The following is a 24932-nucleotide window of genomic DNA, read 5'->3' as shown; positions in this document are numbered from 1 at the left end:
ACTCCCTCACACTCTGATGTCGACGCCACCGCTCGGCCCGAACATGCGGCCATAGCCGCGCCCGACGGGTGCGGCAGCAGTGGTGTCGTCCTCGCTGATGATCAGCCGGCGTGCATTGCCGCCATTGTCGTTGTTCTGGCCGGAGTTCTGGCCCGATGAATTCTGGTCGCGCAGGCTGAAGGACAGCCCGTTGCTGCCGGACTTGAGGCCGGCATCGTCGAGCGCGCGCTGCAATTGCGGCGCGTCCTGGCGCAGTAGTTGCAGCGTCTCCGGCTTCTCCACCGTGAGATGCGAGGTGACGTTGCCGTTGCGGTCGACATTGATGCGGACGTCGATGCGGCCGAGCTCGGCCGGGTCGAGGCTGATGTCGAAGCGGGACTTGCCGGAGCGGATCGCCGCCGCGATCTCCACCGGCACGCCGTTGATCGGCACCGTCGTCGCACCGGCTGCGGTTGCGGTCAGCGTCGCGGTCGAAGCGGACGCAGTCGAGGTCGTATTGGTGAATGGCGCCTGCACGGCGGAGGCGGCCTGCGCGCTGGTGTCGGTCGAGGCGACCGCGCCTTGCGCGCCCGCATGAGGATGCGTGGTCGGCGCGCCCTGGGTTGCATCGGCGGTGCGGTCCGAGGCCTTGGCCTCGGTCCCTGCGCCATCCGCCTGCGGCTTCGCGGCTTGCGGATGCGCGGCGGTGTTGGCGGTCGCAGCGCCCGGCGCTTGTGTCGGGGCCGCGTTCGCCTGGCCGGCGTCCTGGCCGATATCGGAAACGTCGGACTGTCCTTGCGCGCTGGCGACGGCGGCCTGGAACGAGGTCTTCGGCGTGCCCTGGTTGACGGGGATCAGGCCGCCATTCGGCTTGGCGTCGGTCGCGGCTGCGTCGGTTGTCGCGGTCGCGGCATCGGCCAGCGTCGCGGAGGTGTCGGCATCGACCTTGGCGCCGGCGGTCTTGGCGCTCTTGTCGGCCGGCGTGGCGGTGTCGGTCTTGGTGCCCGCGATCTGCGCCGCGGTCGAGGCGCTGGCGGCGATGCCGGCGGCGGCGATCGTCAGCGGCGAGGCGGTGGCGGCCTGGTCGGCAGCCGCGTTCGGATCGGCAGGGACGACCGGCGCGGCAATCGCGATGGCATTCGGATCAGGCACGGCGGCCTGCGCCGCGTCGGCCGGCGCGGTTGCTGCGGCATCGATGGCGGCGGTGAGCGTGTCGGTGGCCTCGGTCTTGTCGTCCTTGGTTTTACCGGAGGTATCAGCCGATTTGGCGTCTGACGCCTCGGCCTTATTCTTGTCCTTGTCCTTTTCCTTGGCCTTGCCGGCGTCCTTGGCCGGATCGGTGGTCGTGTCGTTCGTCCTGTCGTTCGTCTTGTCGTCCCTGGCGGACGCCGATGTGTCGTCGCTCGCCCTGCTCTGCGAGGATTGATCGGTGGGCGAGGTGTCGCGCGGGCCCTTGTCAGCGGAGGACGGATCGCTCCGCCGCGGCGCGCTATCCTGGGCCTGCGAGGCCGCATTGCTGTCGATCGCCTGGGTGTTGCTGTCGACCAGCGAGCCGAAGGAGTCGTTCGCGGACGCCTCTCTGGCGCTCTGCGACCGCGCAGGCTTTTGCTGCGCGCTCGGAACTGGCACGCTGGCCACGACATCTGACGTACGACTGACCACAGGCGACCCCTTGGAAACAACTTCGCATCCAAGGGAGCAAGGAGCGGGCCAGCGCCGCGACATGTCCATTTATATAATAAAATCAATATGTTGATCATTTGACCCTGCCGCCGCGGGGGCAGCCGCGACCCCGTCATTTCTGCCTCCCCGGCAAGAATTGCCCTAAGCTGGCGGCGTGCGTGATTGCTTCACCGGAGTGCCGCCTATATTAAAGAGGTTACTCTCAGCCGCTTTCGACCGGGCAGTCGTGCCTTGCGGGAACCAAAGTTCCCGGGGATCGACGACGTCCCGCGAGAAGCATGAAATCGCGGATCGCCGCACGCCGCCGTCACAACCCTCAAAGGCCCATGCTCAACAGTCTGGATCTCGAAGGCCGTCCTGAGGACACCAGGGTCGTCGTCGCCATGTCGGGCGGGGTCGATTCCTCGACGACGGCTGCGCTTCTGAAGGCGGAAGGCTACGACGTCGTCGGCATCACGCTGCAGCTCTACGACCATGGCGCGGCGACCCACCGCAAGGGTGCCTGCTGCGCCGGCCAGGACATCCACGACGCCCGCGACGTCGCGGCAAAACTCGGCATTCCCCATTACGTGCTCGACTACGAGGATCGCTTCCGCGAATCCGTCATCGACAATTTCGCCGACAGCTACGCGCTCGGCGAGACGCCGGTGCCGTGCATCGAGTGCAACCGCAGCGTCAAGTTCCGCGACCTCCTGAAGACCGCGCGCGAACTCGGCGCGCAGGCGCTCGCCACCGGCCATTACGTCGCCTCGCGCCGCCGCGACGACGGCTCGCGCGCGCTGGTCTGCGCGGCCGATGCCGACCGCGACCAGAGCTATTTCCTGTTTGCGACCACGCAGTCACAGCTCGACTTCCTGCGCTTCCCGCTCGGCGACATGACCAAGCCCGAGACGCGCGAGCTGGCGCGCCGCTTCGGCCTGTCGGTTGCCGACAAGCACGACAGCCAGGACATCTGCTTCGTGCCGACGGGGCGCTACACCGACATCATCACGCGCCTGCGTCCCAATGCGATGGACCCCGGCGACATCGTCGATCTCGACGGGCGCGTGCTCGGCCGCCACAACGGCATCGCCAATTTCACCGTCGGCCAGCGCCGCGGCCTCGGCATCGCGGCTCACGCGCCGCTGTTCGTGGTGCGGCTGGAGGCAGCCAACCGCCGCGTCGTCGTCGGCCCGCGCGATGCCCTGAAGATGCACCGCATCGCGCTTCGCGACGTCAACTGGATCGGCGGCGGCGACATCGACCGCGCCGTCGGCGCCGGCCTCGAATTGTTCGTGCGCGTGCGCTCGACGCGCGCGCCGCAGCCCGCCTGGCTGCGCGGCGCAGGCGGCCATTACGAGGTCGAGCTCGTCGGCGGCGAGGAGGGCGTCTCGCCGGGACAAGCCTGCGTGTTCTACGACGCGCCCAGCGGGCAGGCGCGCGTGCTCGGCGGCGGCTTTATTCAAAGCGCCGCGGCGAAGATCGCGAGCAATAGCGCGAGGCCGCTGGTGGAAGCGGTCCGCGGCTAAAAAAATTTAGGGCAGGGGGCATGGCAGCAGACATCTCGCGGGCCGGGGTCGCGAAGGCCTATGGCCGCTGGGCGCCGGTCTATGATCTCGTGTTCGGCAAGGTGTTCGACGCCGGACGGCAGTCGACCATCGCGGAAGCCGACCGCATCGGCGGCCGCATCCTCGACGTCGGCGTCGGTACCGGGCTTTCGCTGTCCGACTATTCGCGCACCACGAAGATCTGCGGTGTCGACATCTCCGAGCCGATGCTGCGCAAGGCGCAGGCGCGCGTGCGTGCGCTGCGGCTCTCGAATGTCGAAGTGCTCTCGGTGATGGACGCAAAGAATCTCGCCTTCCCCGAGAACTTCTTCGACGCGGTGGTGGCGCAATATGTCATCACCGCGGTGCCCGATCCCGAAGGCACGCTCGACGAGTTCGTGCGCGTGCTCAAGCCCGGCGGCGAGCTGATCCTGGTCAACCACATCGGCGCCGAGAGCGGTCCGCGCAAGCTGTTCGAGCTCGCCTTCGCCCCCATCGCCCGCCGCCTCGGCTGGCGCCCGGAATTCCCCTGGGCCCGCTTGGTGAATTGGGCGGCCAGGCACGGCGGCATCACGCTGGCCGAGCGGAGGCCGATGCCGCCGATGGGGCACTTTTCGCTGATCCGCTACCACAAATCGTGATCGTGTCGCGGGAACACGCGCCGTGATCGGCGCGTTTCCCTCCCATGCGCACCACATCGAACATCATTCTGGTCAGCCTCCTGATCGCCGCCTCAGGCAGCGCGATCGCGCAGGCTCCACCCGCCCCCGCGACGCCGCCGCAAGCGACCGCGCCGCCGTCCCCGCAACATGCAACCAATTGCGCCCCGCAGGACCGCCCGAACCGCGGCCCCGACGGCACCACCACCGGCCAGTCCCGGGAACCGCTCGGCGACAGGCTGGCAAAATCCGACGGCGTGCTCTGCCCGCCCGCCGGCGTCGATCCCGAGATGCACGCCCCGGCACCCGAGTCTGGCGGCACCACCCCGGTGATCCCGCCTCCCGGTAGCCCCGGCGGCGACCCCAATGTGAGGCCGAAATAGGCACGATTCTCTCTGCCTCTCCCCGCACGCGGGGAGAGGCCGGAATCCGCGCCGAAACGGGCTGTTTATCCACCCCCAAAGCGGCTTGTCGCGCCGAAGCTCGCGCGAAGGCGGATTGACTTCCCGCCGCCCCCTTCTTTATATGCCGCGCGTTCGCGAGATCGGCGTTAGCCGCCGTTCGCGATCCCTGTGGCGGGGTAGCTCAGCTGGTTAGAGCACGGGAATCATAATCCTGGGGTCGGGGGTTCGAGTCCCTCTCCCGCTACCAACAATTTCCAACCACTCCCGATATCTGTCGCACAAAGCTCGGACTAAGGCTTGGCCCCGAGCCGCGTTGGCGCGCCGCGTCTCTGCGCGCGCGCATTGGAACTCCCGCGCCCGATCGAAGCTTGACTCGGCGGGCCAGCATCGCCGCCGATCGCTGGCCTGCACGGCCCCGCCTCCAAAGCCCCCATGCCCCCCAGGGTGGGGCCGTGCTTCATCAGAGGAGACGAAAAATTGTCCGAGCCGACCGAGCAAGACATCAGAGAACGCGCGCACCGCTTGTGGGAGCAGGCCGGCAGGCCCGAAGGCCGTGACGATGAGTTTTGGAATGCCGCCGAGCAGGAGCTGCGCAACGAGGACAAGTCGAACACGCTGCGGACGCCCGATACGTTGTGACCGACGAGAATTGCCCGTTCTGCCAGGGTCTGGGATGGGTCTGCGAAAACCATCCGCTCCGGGCTGGGGCGAACAACTCGGCGGCTGCCGCTGCGGTGAGGGCATGCCCTGCACCTGCAACACGACCGAAGATCCGGAAACGCGCGCGGTGATCGTCGAAGCCGACACGACGTGGCGCTGAGCTGCGTTGTCCCGCCTGAACCCGACCGGCTTCGCCTCACTCTCCCCCGTCGCAATTGCCGAGGGAACGGACCCTCCCCGAAGGAATTCGATCTCAGAACAGCAAAGGCGCTGAAAACAATCCTTTCCCACGGCAGGGTCGGCGGTGGACGAGCAGAAGAAGATTGAGCACCAGATCGAACTCGCCACGCGAGCGGCCGCGCTCGTCAGGGACGAAACCACCGGCCAGCGCTTCCGAAGTTTTGCCGAGGAGATGAAGCGAAAGCTCGGTCGCCTGATGCGGCGTGGCCAGGTGCGCACGCGTGCCTACGAACTCTGGGAGCGTGCGGGCCGGCCAAGCCATCGCGAGCTTGAGTTCTGGCTCGAAGCGGAACGGCAGGTCGAGGCCGAGCGCGAGGAGCGGAAGGGCACGAGTGGCTCATAGTACGGCGCGCCCCCGGTCGCAGCGCCCTCGTCGATGCGAAGCATCGGTCGGTGCGCGGCGCTGCTTGCGGCGTTGAAGTTCGAAACTGTGCTCTGGAATGAGGGAACGCCTGCCTCCTCGCCATCGCCTGTGCATCCAGACGAAATCGGTGACCGTGACTGACGCAGGCGCAGCGGCTTTCTGACGCACGTCCTTATGCGCGGTGCCGGCTCCGCCGTTCAAGCCGAGCACGGCAAATGCACCGCATGCTTGCGTGCGTCGAACACCGCACGCAACCTTCGCAGCGACGCAACGACATTTGCACAGTGTTCAGCGCGAGATGTCATGCACCCCGCGCAGTCGTTCCGTCGTTGCAGTCGATAACGCATCAAATGCAAGCGATTACCGCGCCTGCAATTCGCAATCTGCCTATGGGCTATCTCACACATCGAAAATTAGCGGCCTCACAATTTGCTGACGCGATGCCAATCGACTTCCGTTGCTTTGTCTAATTCAGGTTGTATGGTGGCCGCGAACATTTCGACCCGGTCGATGACGTGTGGGCGGTGGGTGCTGTCCGCATCGTTGGCGATCATGGTCAGAATAAGAATGTTCGCGAGTGCATGAAGTGAGGGACAGAGGACAATGACCGAAGGACAAGGACAATGTCGCTGCTCCAAATCAATCTCTTCGGCGGTGTCGAGGTAGTTTCTGCTTCCGGTGAGTCGGTGCCGATCCCCAGCCGCAAAGCTGCAACTCTGCTGGGCTATGTCGCGCTCAGTTCCCCACGGGCCATTTCACGCGGCAAGCTCGCGACGCTGCTATGGGACGGCCACTTCAGCGATCGCGCGCGCGCCAGCCTTCGACAAGCTCTGCTCACATTGCGGCGCGTGCTGCCGCAATGTCCCGACGTGATCACGGCCGATCGCGACGACATCCGGATCTGCCCGGCCGCCATCTGTACCGATGTCGGGGAATTCGAGCGCCTGCTCCGGGAAGGCGATCCCGAACGGCTGGCCCGTGCGGCGATGCTTTATCGAGGCGACCTTCTCGACGGCATCGGCTCGACCTCCTGCCAGTTCGAGGCCTGGCTCTCTGCCGAGCGCCAGCGACTGAGAACACTGGCGATGCAGGCGCTCGCAGGCCTGCTGGACGCCGACAAGCGCGAACACATGGATGTCGCGATCGCGCTCGCGCTGCGTATTCTCGCCATCGACCCGCTTCAGGAGAATGTCCATCGCATCTTGATGCGCTGTTATGCGCAGCAAGGCCGCCGTGCCGACGCGTTGCGTCAGTATGATCTTTGCCGCTCCGTGCTGTGGCGGGACGTTCGCGCAGTGCCGGAGCAGGAAACCGAACGACTGCAGTGCGAGCTTCGCCGCATGTTCTGCGCGTCGCCGAGATCTGTCTCGCTCAAATTGCCCCGCGCCAAAAACTTTGACGCAACTTTCACGCTCGACGTGACGCCTGCATCACGATCCCTGTCGTAGCTTCAGCCGCTCGCACCAGTGATCCCGACTCCTTCGGGAAGCAATTGTCGCTCGCGGGTCAGGCACTTCATCAGGAGATTTTGATCATGACTGGAACACAGCAGCAGTACGAGGATTACGGCCAACTGGACCCGCAGGGGATTTTCGGCTCCATCCTCGGCGGTGCGGCCGGACGCGTTATCGGTGGTCTGCTCGGCGGCAAGAGGGGAAAGAACATCGGCGGTATCGTCGGAAACATCGGCGGAGGTTTCCTGCCGTTTTCCGCCGGTCCGGACATGGCGCAAGGTTCGGCGCAAGGCTCCGTGCAGGTCTCCGACATGGAGCTGCAGAGCTTCTGGAGCGTGCTGAAGAAGATCGGCCAGGGCGTGCAGACAGGTGTGAACATCGGTCACCAGCTCGGCGTGTTCAGCGCCGGCCAGCCCGGCATGCAGCCGGCCGCAGCCGCGCCGCCGACCGACATGGAGCTGCAGAGCTTCTGGAGCGTGCTGAAGAAGATCGGGCAGGGCGTGCAGACCGGCGTGAACATCGGTCATCAGCTCGGCGTGTTCAGCGCCGGCCAGCCCGGCCTGCAGCCGGCCGCTGCCGCGCCGCCGACCGACATGGAGCTGCAGAGCTTCTGGAGCGTGCTGAAGAAGATCGGCCAGGGCGTGCAGACCGGCGTGAACATCGGTCACCAGCTCGGCGTGTTCAGTGCCGACCAGCCGGGCCTGCAGCCGGCCGCGGCCGCGCCGCCGACCGACATGGAGCTGCAGAGCTTCTGGAGCGTGCTGAAGAAGATCGGCCAGGGCGTGCAGACCGGTGTGAACATCGGTCACCAGCTCGGCGTGTTCAGCGCCGACCAGCCGGGCCTGCAGCCGGCCGCGGCCGCGCCGCCGACCGACATGGAGCTGCAGAGCTTCTGGAGCGTGCTGAAGAAGATCGGTCGGGGTGCCCAGACCGGCCTCGATATCGGCCACCAGCTCGGCGTGTTCAGCGCCGGCCAGCCCGGCCTGCAGCCGGCCGCGGCCGCACCGCCGACCGACATGGAGCTGCAGAGCTTCTGGAGCGTGCTGAAGAAGATCGGCCAGGGCGCCCAGACCGGCCTCGATATCGGCCGCCAGCTCGGCGTGTTCAGCGCAGGCCAGCCCGGCCTGCAGCCGGCAGCAAGCGCGCCGCCGACCGACATGGAGCTGCAGAGCTTCTGGAGCGTGCTGAAGAAGCTCGGCCAGGGCGCCCAGACCGGCCTCGATATCGGCCGCCAGCTCGGCGTCTTCAACGCCGGCCAGCCCGGTGGCACGATGCACTAGACCCGACACGCAGCGGGCGGGCGCAAGCCCGCCCCTGCACACAGAATGAAGGGAAACCCGATGGCGGATTCGAACACATCGCAGCAATTCATCGTGCAGGGAGACCCGGTCCGGTCCGGTCAGCTCAACGAACACCTGCGGCGTGAACCCGGCGTGACGCGAATAGCGCAGGTCGCTCCCGACGTCGTCGTCCTTTCGATGACGAAGACACAGGCCGATCGCCTGAAATCGACGTTTGCCACGCTCGTGGTCGAACCGGATTCAGCGCTGAAGCCATTCGATGCCGACTGATTTCGGTCGGCAAACATTGGACACGCAAAACATCAAGGAGGCTGCAATGGCCACGAGAGGCAAACCAGGAACGTCCGGGCCGGCTGAGAGCAATGCGACCGAACCGGCGGCAAACGGCAACGGCGCGCATCCCGCACTCGAGGCCGGCCAGTCGCCGGCACCAGGGCAGGGGCCCGTCACGATCGCATCGCGCCGATCGCAATTCATGATCGCGCCGCAGCAGCAGCCCGGGCTTGCGACCTTCAGCGTCGACTTCCTGACCCAGCAGCTCACCAACAGCCCCGACATCGAAGTGGTGAAAACGGTCTCTCCGCCGCGCCTGTTCGGATTTCAGAGCGCGGAGCTCGGACAGGTGCCGCTCAGTCCGCTGGTTCTCGCCAAGATGACTCCCGACAAGGCCAAGCTGCTGCAGACCCAGGCCCAGGGGCGTTGCGCGGTGGAGCGTGACGAGCGGCTGGCCTACATGCTCGACCCCTCCACGCCGCAGCTTCCCAATCCGGGCGTGCTGACGCCGCTGGCCGACGGCTTCACCACGACGATCGAAGTGCTGGGCCAGGACGGCCCGCTGCCCGAAGCCGAGGTCTATGTGTTCGGCAGCATGTGGCCGGCTCAGGGCATCACCGACGCCAGCGGCCGTGCCACGGTGACCCTGCAGGGCGAAACGCCGGAGACGATCCGCTCGATCCTCGTCAAACCCAAGATCGACTACTGGACCTTCTGGCTCGATCGTCCGCAGCTCGTTCCCAACAGCGTCAACCGGATCGCCGTGAGGGCGCTCGGCGCGGTCTTGCGCAACTTCCCCGGCCAGCAATTGACGGGTTGGGGTGAGCGCGCGATGGGGCTCGATCGCGTGCCGCCGTCCTTCAATGGCGCCGGCATCAAGATCGCGATCATCGATTCCGGCCTGGCGCCGACCCATCGCAATTTGCACGGCATCACGGTGGGCACCAGCATCGTCGGCAACGACAAGGCGGCGTGGACCGTCGACACGATCGGCCATGGCTCGCATTGCGCCGGGATCATCGCCGGCGGTCCGGTCGGCCCCGGTGGCGGAATCCGCGGCTTCGCGCCGTCGGCGGAAATCCATGTCTGTCGCATCTTCCCCGGCGGCAGGTTCAGCGATCTCGTCTCCGCGCTCGATTACTGCATGGAGCACGGCATCGACGTCGCCAATATGAGCCTGGGTGGCGGCGACCCCTCGCAGATCATCGAGGAACGCATCATCCGCGCCAAGCAGATGGGCATGGCCTGCATCATCGCGGCCGGCAATTCCTCGGGGCCGGTGCAGTTTCCCGCCTCGACGCCGCATTGCCTCGCGGTCGCTGCGCTCGGCAAATGGGGCGAGTTCCCCGACGACAGCTATCATTCGCAGCAGGCGCTCGACGGCTTCCAGAGCCGCGACGGGTATTTCCCGGCGAAGTTCTCCTGCTTCGGACCGGAGGTCGACGTCTGCGCACCCGGCGTCGGCATCGTCTCGTCGCTTCCCGCCGATGGTTTCGGTGCATGGGACGGCACCTCGATGGCGACGCCGCATGTCACGGGCCTCGCCGCGCTCGTGCTGGCGCATCATCCGGACTTCACCAAGGGCAACTTCCAGAATCGCGATGCACGCCGTGTCGAGCGGCTGTTCCAAATCCTGAAGGAAACCGCGACGCCGCTGCAATTCGGTGACCCCAACCGGACCGGCGCGGGACTGCCGAACGCGATGCGGGCGCTCGGCCTCGAAACCGGCGTCGCCCCGGTTGCCGCGGCTGCGTCCGCGACCGATCCTGCGCTGGCGACGTTGCGTCGTCTGCTCGGATTGCCGCCGGCCGAAGCACCGAGCATGGTTCCGGCGAGCGCCCCGGCGCCGCAGTCCACCGCTCCAATGCACGCCGGTGCCGGTTCAGTGGCGCGCGGTCCGGCACAAACGGCAGGCGCGATGACGCTGCAGTCCGTCGATCCCACGCAAAGCGGTTCGAGCTACGTCGCCCGCGGTCCCGCACAAACGGCGAGCGCGGCATTCGTTCCCACCATGATGGATCCCGATCCGGCCCAAATCCGGCAGATCATGCACAAGGTCGGATTGCTGTAACGCGCGCCTTGAACGCGCGCCTTGGCGACTTGCGAAAAGGGGCACAGCGGCAGTCGTCGCTGTGCCCCGATCGTTTGACGCGCCGTGGCGATCGCTGCGACAATCGCAGGATGGGTTGAGCCCTCGCGAAACCCATCATGCCTCCGCTCGCAGAGGTCGTCATGCCCGGGCTTGTCCCGGGCATCCACGTTCTCCGTGCGCTATGGCAAGACGTGGATGGCCGGGACAAGCCCGGCCATGACGATGTGGGTGCTGTGTGCCCCCTACCGATTCCTTATATGCGATAGCCCCGCCCCATTCCGCAAACCTCAGGAACCGTCGCAGCCCGCTGCCGTTGCCCGCCGAAGGGAGCCAACCATGCGAAGCTTCAATCCCGGTCAGGTGCTTCTCATCGCCGCGCTGCTCTTCATGCTCGCCCTGGCGGCGTTCGGCATCCATTGGGCCTGGAATGCGACCAACGGCGTGGACGACGTCGCCATGGACGAGAACGGCTGAATCGCGCTTGGTCTCGGCTCGTTGTTCTCGCTCGTCATCAGCTGCAGCCTGATGGCCTTGATGTTTTACAGCAGCCGGCGCGGCTACGACGAATCCGCCGATCCGTTCCGGAAGAAGGAGCCCAAATAGATGATGAAGTACATCGCGATTTTTCTGAGCCTGATGTTCGGCAGCCTGCCATTCGCCCTCGCGCAAAGCAATTCAGGCGGCTCCGCAGCAGGCCAGACCTCGACCAATTCATCGAGCGTGCAGGGCACCGCCGGCACCAATGCCAGCGGCACCATCCATACCAACCAGGGCAACAGCTACGGCAACAACGCCGCCGGCGGAGTGAGCCCGGGCCATGACCGCACCGGGCAGCCCATGACGAACGATACGACGTCGGGGAAGGGGAGCGGGAAGTAGGATGGGTAGAGCCCTTCCGAAACCCATCATGCCTCGGCGTCGAAAATGTCAGGATGGATTTCGCTTCGCTCTACCCATTCTACGATCTCAGTGGCAATCGAGAAAAAAGCCGCCGGGTTCTTCACCCTGGCGGCCTCGAAAAGTCCCTAAGCTGTTGATCGCTTCCGCAGCCTCGTGCGTACCGCCGTTACCTTGTTTGCGGCCATGCACGGTATGTGTAGGCGGAGGCACGTGATTCTGCTGTGACCTGGAGCACACAGTGCAAAAGATGATGGCGGAGGCTTGGGAAGGTGCCGCGCGAGCGCTCGGTGCAGCAGGATGGGCAGAGCACTTGCGAAAAACCATCATGCCTCGGTGTCGCAACATCTTGATGGGATCGCTTTCGCTCTACCCATCTTACGAGCTTCGAGGTCGCGCGCGACGCAGATATTCCGGCACGCTGCTCGGCCGCGGTCATCTCGCCATGCGAGGTGGGCGCGGAGGGCGTGTAGCAAGCTCTCGTAGGGTGGGCAAAGCGAAGCGTGCCCACGATATGCGTGTGACTGGCAAGAATTCGTGGGCACGTCGCGCAAGAGCGCGCCTTTGCCCTACGGTACCTACGGCATCTTGCTGTGTCGCCCTCTGTCAATCCACGCGCGCAAAAATATTCCACTTTACCGAAATTCGGTTTCGGCGTATGTGTCGTCCATCCCGGCTCACCCAAGAGGGGCGACTTGTCGTCGTCATGTTCGCGAGCCGGGCTTGCGGTGGACGCGGCAGCGTCGGCATGAGAGGTGCGGGCAGGGCGGGTAGTCCCTGTGAGCCCGTAACCGCGTGCGGACGACGGCGCTGTCAGGCTTCGTCTCGTCTGTAAGTTTCCGGCTCTGTCGACAGGGCCCGGGAATACTGCGGCGACATGGCGGGCCGTGCGTACGGCAAAACCGTGTGGTCCTGACCGTCGTTGCCACGGTCAAGCTGTTCGAAGATGTGCGCGAGCCCAACCGGGTGGACGGCATCGTCAATTTGAACGGCGAGGGAGGCCAAAAGGAATGGTCGGCTCCCGGGAGATCACGGCATAAGCCGTCCAGCCACTGCGCAGGGAAGGCCGAGTGATCGGCGACACCTGTATGCTGCTGTGCGGTCTTTTTTGCGCGTGCATTTCGCGCAGCAGACCGCGGGTGCCAGCCGGCACCCGGCCTTCCCTGTGCCCTCTTGGATCAGAGGGTAGCGAGATGAAGCAAAGCTCGGGCGCAACGCGCCGCGAGAACGAGAAGCCGTGTCTGCAAGCCGAGCTGCGTGCCACAAGCTCGATCTCGTAGGGGGGCAAAAGCGAAAGCGTGCCCACGTCTTTTTTGCTTATGGAAGGAGATCGTGGGCACAGCGCTGTGCGCCTTTGCCCACCCTACGGCACCGCGTCGCAGATCGGCAGATTCTGCCGGGACGGATTTGCCGGCGTGACGGAGCTGCTATCTGCAATTCTCGATAAGTCCTTGATGAACATGAATCCGCGAGCTGGCATGCGCGTTGCACGCAGCAGCTGCGTTCGCAAATGAGCAGTGGAGTTCGCATATGAGTGTCGGCAGCTTGAGCAGCATCGGCGGTGGCAGCGCGGCGGGTTCGCCATTCTCCGCCGGTCCATCCGAATCGGCCGGCGGCTCGCAGAACGACGTTTCGGCCTTCTCCTCCATGCTGCAGAACGACAAGCCCTACGATGTGATCAAGATCGACCTGCCGAACGGCATGTCAGTCGGCATCTTCCACGTCGGCGGTGGCGGCTTCGATAGCCAGACCCTGAAATCCATCGAGGATTTCGTGCGCGGGCTTGCGGACAAGGAGACGTCGGGCCAGCAGGCGCCGAGGGTCGATCAGGCCGGCCATGACGGCACGCCCGCCGCGGTTGGACTCGACAAGATCCATGTCGATCTTCCCAACGGGATCTCGTTCGAGATCCTGCATTCCCCAGGCAAGACGTCGACCGACAGCGCCGCGATCATGAAGCAGCTCACCGATGCCGCCGAAGAGCTCGCCGAAACGCTCGGGCATTATTCGCCGGCATCGAGCGCGGCGTCTGCCTACGCCGCGCAGCAGGCCGCCGCGTCCGGCCGGAAGAGTCTGCTCGACGCCCGCGGCTGATGCGCGCAAACGGCGTGACGATGTCATGCCGGCGCTCGCCGCGCTCCCTCGGTCCCCCTCAGCTCCGATACCACGCCGCCAGATTCCACGTGATGGTGTCCCAGCCCGACATGTCGACCACGAGGTTGTTGACGCCGGCGTTGACGATGGGGCGCGAGAGCAGCGGCAGGAACACGTGGGCCTCGCAGAAGATCTCGTCGACCTTCATCAGCAGCGCGGCGCGCTTGACCGGGTCGAGCTCGTTCTGCGCGGCCTTGTAGGCCTTGTCGGCTTCGGGATCGGAATAGCGCGAGTTGTTGCGGCCGAGCCATTTGTTGTCCTTGGTCGCGATCTCCCAGGACACGCACTGGTTCAGCAAGCGCTCCGGATCGGGCTGCGGCTGCGTGGTGTTGTACATCTCCATGTCGGCATAGAATTTCGAGTAGGTGTCGGGATTGCCGACGTCGGAGGAGAAGAACACCGAGGCGGTGACCGCCTTGATCTCGATCTCGATGCCGGCCTTCTGGCAGGCCTGCTTGATGATGGCCTGCGTCTTCTGGCGCGGGGCGTTGGTCGAGGTCTGGAACACGTATTTGAGCTTCTTGCCGTCCTTCTCGCGGATGCCGTCCGCGCCCTTCTTCCAGCCGGCCTCGTCGAGGATCTTGCTCGCCTTGTCGACGTCGAACGCGTATTTCAGCTTGGGCGACTTGAACTGCTTCGGCGCGTTGACGAAGCTCGCGGTGGCGATGCCGCCGCGGCCGTAGATGAATTTCTGGATCGAATCGCGGTCGATCAGGAGGTTGATCGCCCGGCGCACGGCGGGATCGGACAGCGTCGGGTGCCTGGACTTGACGCTGGAGCGCTCGCCGTCGATCTCGGTCCACGGGTCCGTCGTGTTGAGGATGATGAACTCGACGTTGCCCGACGGCGTGATGTCGAGCTTGCCTTTGCCGCTCGCCTCCATGCGCTTGAGGACCTCCTCCTCCACCTGCATGTTCCAGGCAAAGTCGTATTCGCCGGTCTGCAGCACGGCGCGCGCCGCGGACACCGCATCGCCTCCGCCCTTGACCTCGAGCGTGTCGAAATGCGGCTGGTTCTTGACGTGGTAATCGGGGTTGCGTTCGGCCCGGATCATGTCGCCCGGTTTGAACTCGACGAATTTGTACGGGCCGGTGCCGACCGGCTTCAGATTGCCCGGGGCTTCGCGCGACTTGGCGCCGACATAGTCGCCGAAATGGTGTTTCGGCAGGATCTGGCCGACTTGGCCGCCAACGAACGGGTCGGCCCAGAACGGCGTCGGCGCCTTGAAGATCACCTTGACCGTATGGTCGTCGATCTTGTCGACCTTGATGTCCTTGTAGGAGCCGGTGGTGAAGGCCGCGGTTGCGAGATCCGCGGCGTACTGCCAGGTGAAGACGACGTCGTCGGCGGTGAAGGGCTTGCCGTCGTGCCAGTTCACGCCACGCTTCAGCTTCCAGACCACGCTCATGCCGTCCGCCGCAAGCCCGCCGTTCTGCTTGGTGGGCACCTCGGCGGCGAGACAGGGGATCAGATTGCCCTCCTTGTCCCAGCTGGCGAGCGGCTCGAAGAAGATGCGCGAGGCGATCTGGTCCTTGGTGCCGAGCGCGAAATGCGGATTGAGCAGGGTCGGGGCCTGCCACAGCAGGATCTTCAGCGGGCCGCCGCCTCCGGCCTTGGTCGGCTTGTAGTCGAGCGTGGCATCCGCCATTGCCACATCGTGCCAGACCAGGATCTGGCTCGCGAGGGGCGCCGCGATTCCGAACGCGGCCACCTTCCGCATGAACGAGCGCCGCGACAGCGTGCCTTGCTTGACCTCTGCGACCAGGCCCCGGATCTCGTTCTCGTCCATCAGCTAACCCTCCACCGCGAAGACATCGGTCGCCGGCATCATGTGGCATCATGCGGGAGGCGGCAATGCCGGCGTGGCCGCAAGGCCATGCGACGAAATGACGATGGGGAGAGCTGTTGCGGGCCAGGAGCCGGATCGCCGCCCGAGAGACCCGGGCGGCGACCCAGTGCGAACTTGGGTGAACTTGGGGAAGTTCAAAGGTCGCGCCGGAACGCTAACCCGGTCGCTGCGGGCGCATCAAGTTTCGTGATGTTGCGGCGCCCGGAGATTCATTGCAGCCGCCACGACATCGCCACACATGAACCCTCGGAGAGCCGGCATCACCCGTGCGTGGCCGGCGTCGTGAATTCGTTTCGCGTATGCTGCCGGAAGGAGAAAGCGCACCCGCCACCGGCAGTCAATATGGATTTCCATTTCATTGATTTCGGCCCGCGGAGGAGCGAATACGGTTCCAATCATTGCCGCAGACTCACGGAGACCAAGATGTCGTTTCGCCTTTCCCTGATCCTCGCAACCGTGCTCGCCGCCTGGTCGGCGGCAGCCTTCGCCGAGACCATCAAGGTCGGCGTGACGCCGGGGCCGCGTGCCCAGATCCTCGAGGCGGTGAAGCCGATCGCGGCGATCCTGCGCGACGACCCCAAGGGCCCCTATGTCAACCTGATCGCCGTGCGCGCCGCCTACCACTCGCCGGAGGTCAAGGAGTTCGTCCTCGCCAAGTTAAAGGGCGCGGTGCTGCCGAGCTGATAGGCAATCTGCCCAGCTGCAGCGCAGCAGCGCTCTCCGGCGGACGACGTTGCGTACGAGCCTTGCGCATTGTCCGCTTGTCTGGGGCAGCAGTAACCGACATCATCGGCAGTCTCTGGTCATCCCAGTCCGACAGGGGTCGCATGAAACGCTTTGCAAATCTGAAACGCCTGGGATTTTTCACGCGGCTTTTGGACGAGGCGCCGCCCGCCGAGCGCTATCGCTTCGCGGCCGAGCAGATCGTGCGCGCCGAAAAAGCGGGCCTCGATTCCGCGTGGATCGCCCAGCATCATTTCCACGAGCGCGAAGGCGGCCTGCCGTCGCCGTTCACGTTTCTCGGTTATGTCGCAGCCCAGACCTCGCGCATTAGGCTTGGCACCGGCATCGTCACGCTGCCGCTGGAGAACGCGGTGCGGGTGGCGGAGGATGCAGCCGTGCTCGATCTCATCTGCGACGGCCGCTTCGAGCTCGGCGTCGGCACCGGCGGCAATCCCTCGGCCTTTGCCGCCTTCGGCCTCGACAGCGCCCAGCGCAACGAGATCTTTGCGCGCAATCTGGAGGTCGTCCGCACCGCCCTGGTCGGCAAGCCGCTCGACGGCGGCGATACGATCTATCCGCAGCGGCCGCAATTGGACAAGCGGATCTGGCAGGCCACGTTCTCGGTCGCGGGCGGCGCGCGTGCGGGCAAGGCCGGCGATGGCCTGCTGTTGTCGCGCACCCAGCCGCGGACCAAGGAGGCGCCGAAGGCGACGCTGGCCGAGATCCAGAATCCGGTGATCGATGCCTATCTGGAAGCGCTGCCCAAGGGGAACGAACCCCGCATCATGGCTTCGCGCAGCGTCTTCGTTGCCGACGATCATCGCGAGGCGTTGCGACTTGCCGATATCGGCCTGCGCCGCGCGCTGCCGCAGTTCATGAAGGGCGGTCACCTTCCGCCGGGCGAGACGCTCGAGGAGATGATCCAGGCGTTCGACACCCATGTCGGCGATGCCGGCCACGTCATCGCCTCGCTCCGCGCCGATGCCACGCTGGAGCGGGTGACGGATCTCGTCTTCCAGGTGCATTCGGTCGATGCCCCGCATCCCCATGTCCTGCGTTCGATCGATCTGGTCGCGGAGAAGGTGGCGCCGGCGCTGGGCTGGATCCGCACCGCGCCCGATGTGGCGCTGGCGGGCTGATCGGACATGAAGAGCATCGCGTTGCACGAGGCTGAATGATGAGTACGCAGGATATCATCGACACACTCGCCGGTATCGAGCCGGGCTCGGCTCTGGACGCCGTCCGCGCACGCCGCCTGCAGGCGCGTGAGAACGCGCAGAAGAGCTATCTCTCCCTGTTCGAGCCGATCGACGCCGGCGATGTCTCGCTGCTCGAACGCGCCGCGGTGGCCGCCTTCGTGACCGGACTGCATGGGGAGTCCCCGGTTGCCAGCTTCTATCGCGAGAAGCTCGCGGCGAGTACGGGCGGTGCGGCTCTGCTTGAAGGGATCGACGCCGAGATCGCGCGCGGCAGGACCTCGGGTCCCTATGGTTCGTATCCCGCGGGCCCGTTGTCGGTCGAGAACACTGCCGGCCTGATCTATCGGGTGAGCGCCGCGAGCAAGCCGGCGCTTGGTGCGAGGCTCGCAGCTGCGCTCGAACATGCGCATCTGCTGGTGTTCCGTCCTCGCGATGCGGTCGCCGCCGACATGAAGGCCCTGCTCGACGCCGGCTGGTCGGCTACCGGCATCGTCACGTTCTCGCAGCTCGTCGCGTTCCTGTCGTTCCAGGTGCGTGTCGTCAGCGGCTTGCGCACGCTCGCCGCCGTGAACGCACAAAAGGAGGCTGCATCATGAGCGCCACCGTCAATCCACCCGTCGCTTTTACACAGGACGAGCTCGGCTGGGTCTCCTGGATCGATCCGCTCCCCGAGGCGGAACTGACCGAGCGGCATTATGCGGGCCTGGTCGATCGCTCCCGCGCCAAGTCGGAATATTTCCGCCTGCTGGTGCGCGATCCCGAAGTGCTGGAAGCCCGTACCAAGACCGACAAGGACATCTTCTACAACGTCGCCGACGGCCTGCCGCGCGCCGAGCGTGAGCTCGCGGCGGCCGCGACCTCGCGCTACAACGGCTGCATCTATTGCGCCTCGGTGCATGCGCGCTTCGCCAGCACCTATTCCAAGCGCCGCGACGACGTGCAACGCCTGCTCGACGAAGGCGTCAAGGCCGATCTCGGCGAGCGCTGGAATGCCGTGGTCAAGGCCTCGGTCGCACTGGCCGCAACCCCGATCGCGTTCGGCCCTGACAATATCGCGGAACTGCGCCGCGCCGGTCTCGACGATGCCGAGATCGTCGACGTCATCAACGGCGCCTCGTTCTTCAACTGGGCAAACCGGCTGATGCTGTCGCTCGGCGAGCCCTCGAAATAGGCAATCTCACCGGCACGAGAATTGCTGCCTTACTGAACTGGCGTTTCAACACCTGAATGGATGGAGCCGTGCATGAGCAACATCGATCGTCGTAATCTGGTCAAGGGCTCGCTTGCCGCGATGATAGCGGGCGCGGCCTTCTCGCGCGGCGCCCTTGCCCAATCGTCCGAGCCGATCCTGCTCGGCGTCAGCGGTCCCCTGACGGGGCCTAACGCACAATATGGCACGCAGTGGAAGCAGGGCTTCGATCTCGCGCTCGACGAGATCATGGCGGCCGGCGGCATCAACGGCCGCAAGCTCGCCTACCAGTTCGAGGACAGCCAGAGCGATCCGCGCCAGTCGGTCGCGATCGCCCAGAAGTTCGTCTCAGATCCCCGCATCGTCATGGAGCTCGGCGACTTCTCCAGCCCGGCCTCGATGGCGGCTTCGCCGATCTACCAGCGCGGTGGCCTCGTGCAGTTCGGCTTCACCAATTCGCATCCCGACTTCACCAAGGGCGGCGACTTCATGTGGAGCACCTCGGTCAGCCAGGCCGACGAGCAGCCGCTGCTGGCCGCCTATGCCGTCAGGCGCCTCGGCCTCAAGAAGCTCGCGGTACTGCACCTCAACACCGATTGGGGCCGCACCAGCCGCGATTATTTCACCAACGCGGCCAAGGAATACGGCGCCGAGATCGTGGTGACCGAGGGCTACATCGCGGAGGAGCGCGACTTCCGCTCGACGCTGGTGCGCGTGCGCGACGCCAATCCGGACGGGCTGATCCTGATCTCCTATTATTCCGACGGCGCACTGATCGCCCGTCAGGCGCGGCAAGTCGGCCTGAAGCAGGTGATCTGCGCTGCGAGCTCGGTCTACTCGCCGAAATTCATCGAGCTCGGCGGCGAGGCGGTCGAGGACGTTCACGTCGGCACGCGCTACTTCCCCGAGGATACGCGGCCCGAGGTGCAGAAGTTCATCGCGGGCTTCAAGAAGAAATATAACGGACAGGAGCCGGACGCCTTCAACGCTTATTCCTATGACGCGATGAACATGGCCGCCGCCGTCGTCAAGATCGGCGGCACGGACCGCAAGGCGATCCGCGATGCCTTCACGAAAGTGAAGGACGTCTCCAGCGTCATCTTCGGCTCGGCGACGTTCGACGTCGCGAGCCGCCGCGTCAAGGGCGCCATGAACGCCGAGCTCGTCGTGCGCAAGGGCCAGTTCGCGCTCTGGGACGGCAAGCCGACCTGACCTGAGGCCGGTGCATTTCGCCCCGGCCCGTTCTCCCTTCAGTAGGAACGCTGCGTGTCTTCCTGGCTCGATTACACGATCAACGGCCTGATCGTCGGCAATGTCTACGCCCTCGTTGCAGTCGGGCTCGCGCTGATCTTCGGCGTCAGCCGGCTGATCAACTTCGCGCAGGGGTCGATCTATCTGGTCGGCGCCTATATCGGCTGGGTCGCGGTGGTGCAGCTGCATACGCCACTGCCGCTCACCATCATCGTGGTGGCGGTGGCGGCCGCCATCGTCGGGCTGATCATCGAGCGGTTCGGCCTGCGTCCGCTGCAGAACTCGGTCCGCATCGCGCCGCTGCTCGCCACGATTGGCATCAGCTTCGTACTCGATCAGCTGGTGATGCTGACCTTCTCGCCCAATCCGCGCGCGCTGCCGAGCCAGTTGCCGGATGTCCGCTTCCAGGTCGGCGGCGGCACCATCGGGCCTCTTGACCTGCTCATAGCTGGCGTCGGTCTCACCAGCGCGATTCTGCTGTTCGTGTTCCTGCGCTACTCCAAGCTCGGCTGGGCGGTGCGCGCCACCGCGCAGGACCGCGACGCCGCGATGCAGATGGGCGTCGACGTCAATCGCGTCAATCAGGCCGTGTTCGGCATCGCCGCCGCGCTCGGCGGCGTCTCCGGCTTGCTGGTCGGCATGTACTACAACCAGATCGACACCGCGATGAGCCTGCAGGCGACGCTCAAGGGCGTCGTTGCGGAAGTGGTCGGCGGTGCCGGCAACGTGCCGGGTGCCGTGATCGGCAGTCTGCTGCTGGGATTGGTGGAGAGCTACGGCGTCGCCGTATTCGGCACCAGCTATCGCAATCTGTTCGCCTTCCTGCTGCTCGTCGTCGTGCTCGTGCTGCGACCGAACGGCCTGTTCGCGAGCGCGCGGCAGGCGCCGCCGGAGCCACTCACCGGCACCTTCATCGCGCCGAGCCGTCCGGTCCGCATTCCCCGCTGGATGCTGCTGGCTGCGGCCGCTATCTTTGCGATCCTGCCGCTATTCCCGGTGTCGTTCTACGTACTGCAGACCCTGATCAATGCCTGGCTGCTCGGCATGCTCGCGCTCAGCCTGACGCTGGTGGCGGGCACGATCGGCCAGGTCTCGCTCGGTCACGCCGCACTGCTCGCCATCGGCGCCTACACCTCCGCGCTGCTATCGTTGACTCTCAACGTGCCGGTCGGCCTCGCCATCATCGGCGGCGGCCTGATGAGTGCTGCGCTCGGCACGTTGCTGATCTCGCCGTCGTTCCGGCTCCGCGGGCATTACGTGTCGATCGCGACGCTTGCCATCGGCGAGATCGTGTCGCTGGTGATCCTGAACTGGGAGAGCGTCACGCGCGGCCCGATCGGCATTTCCGGCATCCCGCCGCTGTCGCTGTTCGGCTACGATCTGATCAGCCCGACCTCGATCTATTGGTTCAGCTTCACGGTGATGGTCGTGCTGGCGCTGCTGCAGGGGCGGCTGCTGACCTCGCATCTCGGCCGCAGCTTCCGCGCCATTCGCGACGACGACATCGCCGCGCGTGCCTATGGTCTCAGCCTGAACCGCTACAAATCGCTGGCGTTCATCTTCGGCGGGTTTGCCGCCGGCGTCAGCGGCGGCATCGCCGCGCATCTCTATTCCTACATCAACCACGAGACCTTCAACACGCAGCAATCGATCCTGGCGCTGACCGTCGTCATCCTCGGCGGGCTCGGCAATGTCGTCGGCGCGATGTTGGGCGCGGTGGCGCTGGTCGGCCTGCCCGAAGTGTTCCGGATCGCGGCGGAGTACCGCATCCTGATCTACGGCATCGTGCTCCTGCTGCTGGTGCGGTTCAGACCGCAGGGCCTGTTGGGGACCATGTGATGGCGCAGCTCAATTCCATGCTGTCCCTGCGCGGGCTGACGCGGCGCTTCGGCGGCCTCACCGCGGTCGACGCGATCGACCTCGATCTCGCCAAGGGCGAGCTCGTCAGCATCATCGGCCCCAATGGCGCCGGCAAGACGACGCTGTTCAATCTCGTCACCGGGCTGGACCGGCCCGACGCTGGCGAGGTTCGCTTCGAAGGCCAGGACATCACGGGTCTGTCGCCGGAACGGCTCGCGGCCGGAGGCATCGCGCGCACGTTCCAGCTCGGGCGCGTCTTCGGCAATCTCAGCGTCATGGACAACGTCCTCATCGGCGCGCATACGCGGCTGCGCGCAGTGAAGCCGGCGGTGCCGGTGATCGGCCCGCTGCTTGAACTGGGATTGGCGCTGCTGCGTCCCGCTAGTGTCAAGGCCGAGGAGGAGCGGCTGCGCGAGGAGGTGAAGGTCATCCTCGCCCGCTTCGGCGAACGGCTGCTGCCGCGGATCGACCAGCCGGCCTACAGCCTGTCCTACGCCAACCGTCGCCGCGTCGAGATCGCGCGCGCACTGGCGTTGAAGCCGCGCCTGCTGCTGCTGGACGAGCCGACCGCCGGCATGAACCCGACGGAGACGACGGAGATGCAGGGCCTCGTTGCCGAATTGAAGGCGGAAGGCCTCACGATCCTCCTGATCGAGCACAAGCTGGAGATGGTGATGCGCCTGTCCGATCGCGTCATCGTCATGGACGAAGGCAAGAAGATCGCGGAAGGGCCGGGCGAAGCGGTGCGAGGCGATCCCAAGGTGATCGAGGCCTATCTCGGCCATGGGCTGTCAGGGGCGTCGGAGCAGGAGAGCGCGGCATGACGGCGAGCACACCAGAACCGCTGCTGGCGCTGTCGGAGGTCAACACCTTCTACGGCCAGGCCCAGGTGCATTTCGACCTGTCGATCACGGTCGCGCGCGGTCACATCGTCTGCCTGCTCGGCGGCAATGCCAGCGGCAAGTCGACGACGATGAAGATCATTCTGGGTCTGGTGAAACCGCGATCGGGCGATGTCACGTTCGACGGCGCCTCGCTCATCGGATTGACCACGCCGCAGATCGTCCGCCGCGGCATCGCCTCCGTGCCGGAGGCGCGGCGGCTGTTCGCGGACATGAGTGTGCGCGAGAACATCCTGATGGGCGCCTTCGTGCGCAACGACCGCGAGGCGATCATGCAGGATCTCGACAGGATGCTGACGCTGTTCCCGAAGCTTGGCCAGCGGCTGTCGCAGCGCGCGGGCTCGTTGTCGGGCGGCGAGCAGCAGATGGTCGCGATGGCGCGGGCGCTGATGAGCCGTCCCAGGATGATCGTGATGGACGAGCCGACCATGGGCCTGTCGCCGCTCTATGTCGACCGCGTGCTCGAGCTGATCCGCACCATCAACCAGGAGGGCGTCTCCGTGTTCATGGTCGAGCAGAACGCCAGCCTCGCGCTGGAGATCGCGCATGAAGCCTATGTGCTGCAGACCGGCAAGATCGTGCTGTCAGGCTCGGCACGCACGTTGAAGGATGATCCTCGAATCCGCGACGCGTATCTCGGCGGCGCCGAGGCCGCGTAACGTTCAAGCCGAGGCCGTGCTCGCGACCGGCTCCGCCGGCAGATCATCGCCATTGGGATCGCCGGGCGCGGTGGCCCAGGCCAGCTCGACCAGCGTCACGATCCGGCGTCCGCCGCCGTCGAGTTGGACCACGATCAGGCCCTGCTCCTCCATGTAGCCGAGCAGCCGCTGCGCGCGGCGCAGCGAATGCGAGCCGTAGGCGCGCGCGATCGCGGCATCGCCGGGGCAGGGCCAGCCTTCCTTGGCCGCGCGCGCGATCATCATGAACACGCCCTGCATGTCGTCTGGCAAAATGGATGCGCGCAGCGACACGTCCTGCCAGGCGTCGTCTTCGGCATGTTCGGCGCCGAGCCCCGCGCGTGCGCGCGTCAGCATGCGGCGGAATTCGGTGAGGTCAGGGACGGCCGAGCCCAGTCCCTCGATGCGGCAGCGGACCACGAACTCCTGATAGAGCACGCCGACGGCGCGAAAGCCGGCGTCGGGTGCGGCGAGCACAGCACGAAGGGTGCGATCGACGCGTTCGCGCCGCTCGGCGAGCTCCTCGGCGCTAACCGGCACCTCGTCGACTTCCGGCTGGATCACCGGCGCGGCGGCCTTCGCGGCGCGGAGCTGCTCGAGCAGATCCGGCGCCGGCCGTCGTTGCGGCCGGCTGGCATCGGGCGGCGGCGCGGCCAGAATCATGGCGCGCATATCTTCCGTGGCCGCTTCAGGCAGCGGCATCAGCCGCGGCGTGGAGTTGCGTGGGGAAGTATCGGTCGGGCCGATGTGCAAACGCAGCGGGCGGCGCGACAGCGCAGGTCCCAGCGCCATGAACTGGCCGCGCTCGAGATCGCGGAAGGATTCGGCCTGCCGCCGCTCCATGCCGAGCAGATCGGCGGCGCGCGCCATGTCGATGTCGAGGAAGGTGCGGCCCATCAGGAAGTTGGAGGCTTCCGCCGCGACGTTCTTGGCGAGCTTCGCCAGCCGCTGAGTGGCGATGATGCCGGCGAGCCCGCGCTTGCGGCCGCGGCACATCAGATTGGTCATGGCACTGAGCGATAATTTTCGGGCTTCGTCCGAGACTTCGCCGGCGACCGCCGGTGCGAACAGCTGCGCCTCGTCGACGACCACGAGCATCGGATACCAATGGTCGCGGTCGACCTCGAACATCCCGCCGAGAAACGCGGCGGCGCGACGCATCTGGTTTTCGGCGTCGAGCCCTTCGAGATTGAGCACGGTGGAGACGCGATGCAGCCGCGCGCGCTCGCCGGCGACCTGAAGGCCGCGCTCGGTGTGATCCTCGGCCTCGATCACCAGATGGCCGAAACGCTCGGCCAGCGTGACGAAATCGCCTTCGGGGTCGATGATCGCCTGCTGCACCCAGGGTGCGCTCTGCTCCAGGAGCCGCCGCAGCAGATGCGACTTGCCGGAGCCCGAATTGCCCTGCACGAGGAGGCGGGTCGCCAGGAGTTCCTCGAGGTCCATGGCGGCCGGGGCGCCCGCCGTGGTCTGCCCCATCTCGATCGCAACCGTCATGCCCGACTCAAGTCCCCGTCATTCGCGAACAGGGGCTTATCAACCCCGTCGCGGCGCGTCGAGCGGCACGGCGTTGGTGGGGCCGCGTTGCCCACGGCG

Annotated in this window: 23 protein-coding genes and 1 tRNA gene; 21 read left to right on the top strand and 3 right to left on the bottom strand. The window is 65.9% G+C overall.

The window, feature by feature from the left end; all coding sequences use genetic code 11:
* Nucleotides 1-6: 6 nt before the first annotated feature.
* Nucleotides 7-1641 carry a flagellar hook-length control protein FliK gene (locus IVB24_RS33895; protein WP_247770766.1) on the bottom strand — a complete coding sequence of 545 codons (1635 nt, stop codon included), beginning with the start codon at nucleotides 1639-1641 and terminating at the stop codon, nucleotides 7-9.
* Between the two features lie 347 nt (nucleotides 1642-1988).
* On the opposite strand from IVB24_RS33895, the gene mnmA reads away from it, so the two are divergent.
* The 13 genes from mnmA to IVB24_RS33830 all read left to right on the top strand — a co-directional run bounded on the left by mnmA (nucleotide 1989) and on the right by IVB24_RS33830 (nucleotide 13626).
* Nucleotides 1989-3170, top strand: a complete 1182-nt coding sequence (mnmA, locus tag IVB24_RS33890) for a tRNA 2-thiouridine(34) synthase MnmA (RefSeq protein ID WP_094976983.1) — start codon at nucleotides 1989-1991, stop codon at nucleotides 3168-3170.
* A gap of 20 nt (nucleotides 3171-3190) precedes the next feature.
* Nucleotides 3191-3829 (top strand): class I SAM-dependent methyltransferase, encoded by a 639-nt coding sequence (locus tag IVB24_RS33885; RefSeq protein WP_094976984.1) that lies wholly within the window; start codon nucleotides 3191-3193, stop codon nucleotides 3827-3829.
* Between the two features lie 44 nt (nucleotides 3830-3873).
* Complete coding sequence (locus IVB24_RS33880; RefSeq protein WP_094976985.1) at nucleotides 3874-4230, top strand: hypothetical protein; 357 nt, start codon at nucleotides 3874-3876, stop codon at nucleotides 4228-4230.
* 191 nt (nucleotides 4231-4421) lie between these two features.
* Nucleotides 4422-4498, top strand: a tRNA-Met gene (locus IVB24_RS33875).
* A 230-nt stretch (nucleotides 4499-4728) separates the two neighbouring features.
* Nucleotides 4729-4890: a DUF2934 domain-containing protein gene (locus IVB24_RS33870; protein WP_094977094.1), complete on the top strand. Its 162-nt coding sequence runs from the start codon at nucleotides 4729-4731 to the stop codon at nucleotides 4888-4890.
* A 325-nt stretch (nucleotides 4891-5215) separates the two neighbouring features.
* A complete protein-coding gene (locus IVB24_RS33865) occupies nucleotides 5216-5494 on the top strand; it encodes a DUF2934 domain-containing protein (RefSeq protein ID WP_094976986.1) in 279 nt (92 codons plus the stop codon).
* A gap of 644 nt (nucleotides 5495-6138) precedes the next feature.
* Nucleotides 6139-6963 (top strand): BTAD domain-containing putative transcriptional regulator, encoded by an 825-nt coding sequence (locus IVB24_RS33860; RefSeq protein ID WP_247770764.1) that lies wholly within the window; start codon nucleotides 6139-6141, stop codon nucleotides 6961-6963.
* Between the two features lie 86 nt (nucleotides 6964-7049).
* Entirely contained in the window at nucleotides 7050-8249 is a 1200-nt protein-coding gene (locus IVB24_RS33855; RefSeq protein WP_247770762.1) for a hypothetical protein, read from the top strand.
* Between the two features lie 60 nt (nucleotides 8250-8309).
* The gene (locus IVB24_RS33850; protein ID WP_094976989.1) at nucleotides 8310-8540 is read left to right on the top strand and encodes a hypothetical protein; all 231 of its coding nucleotides are present in this window, start codon (nucleotides 8310-8312) and stop codon (nucleotides 8538-8540) included.
* Between the two features lie 46 nt (nucleotides 8541-8586).
* A complete protein-coding gene (locus tag IVB24_RS33845) occupies nucleotides 8587-10614 on the top strand; it encodes a S8 family serine peptidase (RefSeq protein ID WP_247770760.1) in 2028 nt (675 codons plus the stop codon).
* A 357-nt stretch (nucleotides 10615-10971) separates the two neighbouring features.
* The gene (locus tag IVB24_RS40260) at nucleotides 10972-11109 is read left to right on the top strand and encodes a hypothetical protein (protein ID WP_346771347.1); all 138 of its coding nucleotides are present in this window, start codon (nucleotides 10972-10974) and stop codon (nucleotides 11107-11109) included.
* Nucleotides 11110-11238: 129 nt separating this feature from the next.
* Nucleotides 11239-11514 carry a hypothetical protein gene (locus IVB24_RS33835; protein ID WP_247770759.1) on the top strand — a complete coding sequence of 92 codons (276 nt, stop codon included), beginning with the start codon at nucleotides 11239-11241 and terminating at the stop codon, nucleotides 11512-11514.
* A gap of 1548 nt (nucleotides 11515-13062) precedes the next feature.
* Nucleotides 13063-13626 (top strand): hypothetical protein, encoded by a 564-nt coding sequence (locus tag IVB24_RS33830; RefSeq protein WP_247770758.1) that lies wholly within the window; start codon nucleotides 13063-13065, stop codon nucleotides 13624-13626.
* A gap of 58 nt (nucleotides 13627-13684) precedes the next feature.
* Here the strand turns inward: IVB24_RS33830 and IVB24_RS33825 are convergent, their stop codons facing one another.
* Entirely contained in the window at nucleotides 13685-15475 is a 1791-nt protein-coding gene (locus IVB24_RS33825; RefSeq protein ID WP_247770756.1) for a peptide ABC transporter substrate-binding protein, read from the bottom strand.
* A 483-nt stretch (nucleotides 15476-15958) separates the two neighbouring features.
* Between IVB24_RS33825 and IVB24_RS33820 the strand changes: the two genes are divergently transcribed.
* The 8 genes from IVB24_RS33820 (at nucleotide 15959) to IVB24_RS33785 (ending at nucleotide 23318) form a co-directional block, all read left to right on the top strand.
* Nucleotides 15959-16219, top strand: coding sequence for a hypothetical protein (locus IVB24_RS33820; RefSeq protein WP_247770754.1), 261 nt, complete (start codon nucleotides 15959-15961; stop codon nucleotides 16217-16219).
* Nucleotides 16220-16362: 143 nt separating this feature from the next.
* A complete protein-coding gene (locus IVB24_RS33815) occupies nucleotides 16363-17397 on the top strand; it encodes a putative FMN-dependent luciferase-like monooxygenase (protein WP_247770752.1) in 1035 nt (344 codons plus the stop codon).
* Nucleotides 17398-17432: 35 nt separating this feature from the next.
* Nucleotides 17433-18053, top strand: a complete 621-nt coding sequence (locus tag IVB24_RS33810) for a CMD domain protein (protein ID WP_247770750.1) — start codon at nucleotides 17433-17435, stop codon at nucleotides 18051-18053.
* On the top strand, nucleotides 18050-18628 hold the full coding sequence (locus tag IVB24_RS33805) for an alkylhydroperoxidase domain protein (protein WP_106948434.1): 579 nt from the start codon (nucleotides 18050-18052) through the stop codon (nucleotides 18626-18628). Before IVB24_RS33810 ends, IVB24_RS33805 begins: the two co-directional genes overlap by 4 nt.
* A 72-nt stretch (nucleotides 18629-18700) precedes the next feature.
* Nucleotides 18701-19858: an ABC transporter substrate-binding protein gene (locus IVB24_RS33800; protein WP_166476064.1), complete on the top strand. Its 1158-nt coding sequence runs from the start codon at nucleotides 18701-18703 to the stop codon at nucleotides 19856-19858.
* A 54-nt stretch (nucleotides 19859-19912) separates the two neighbouring features.
* On the top strand, nucleotides 19913-21736 hold the full coding sequence (locus tag IVB24_RS33795) for an ABC transporter permease (protein ID WP_247770748.1): 1824 nt from the start codon (nucleotides 19913-19915) through the stop codon (nucleotides 21734-21736).
* Nucleotides 21736-22581 carry an ABC transporter ATP-binding protein gene (locus IVB24_RS33790; RefSeq protein WP_162308725.1) on the top strand — a complete coding sequence of 282 codons (846 nt, stop codon included), beginning with the start codon at nucleotides 21736-21738 and terminating at the stop codon, nucleotides 22579-22581. The genes IVB24_RS33795 and IVB24_RS33790 overlap by 1 nt, the downstream gene beginning before the upstream one ends.
* Entirely contained in the window at nucleotides 22578-23318 is a 741-nt protein-coding gene (locus tag IVB24_RS33785) for an ABC transporter ATP-binding protein (protein ID WP_094977102.1), read from the top strand. Before IVB24_RS33790 ends, IVB24_RS33785 begins: the two co-directional genes overlap by 4 nt.
* Before the next feature lie 3 nt (nucleotides 23319-23321).
* Here the strand turns inward: IVB24_RS33785 and IVB24_RS33780 are convergent, their stop codons facing one another.
* Nucleotides 23322-24833, bottom strand: coding sequence for an ATP-binding protein (locus IVB24_RS33780; protein ID WP_094977103.1), 1512 nt, complete (start codon nucleotides 24831-24833; stop codon nucleotides 23322-23324).
* Nucleotides 24834-24932: the final 99 nt, after the last annotated feature.

This window comes from Bradyrhizobium sp. 192, assembly GCF_023100965.1.
Classification (GTDB): domain Bacteria; phylum Pseudomonadota; class Alphaproteobacteria; order Rhizobiales; family Xanthobacteraceae; genus Bradyrhizobium; species Bradyrhizobium symbiodeficiens.
This window is presented reverse-complemented; position numbering and strand designations above follow the sequence as displayed.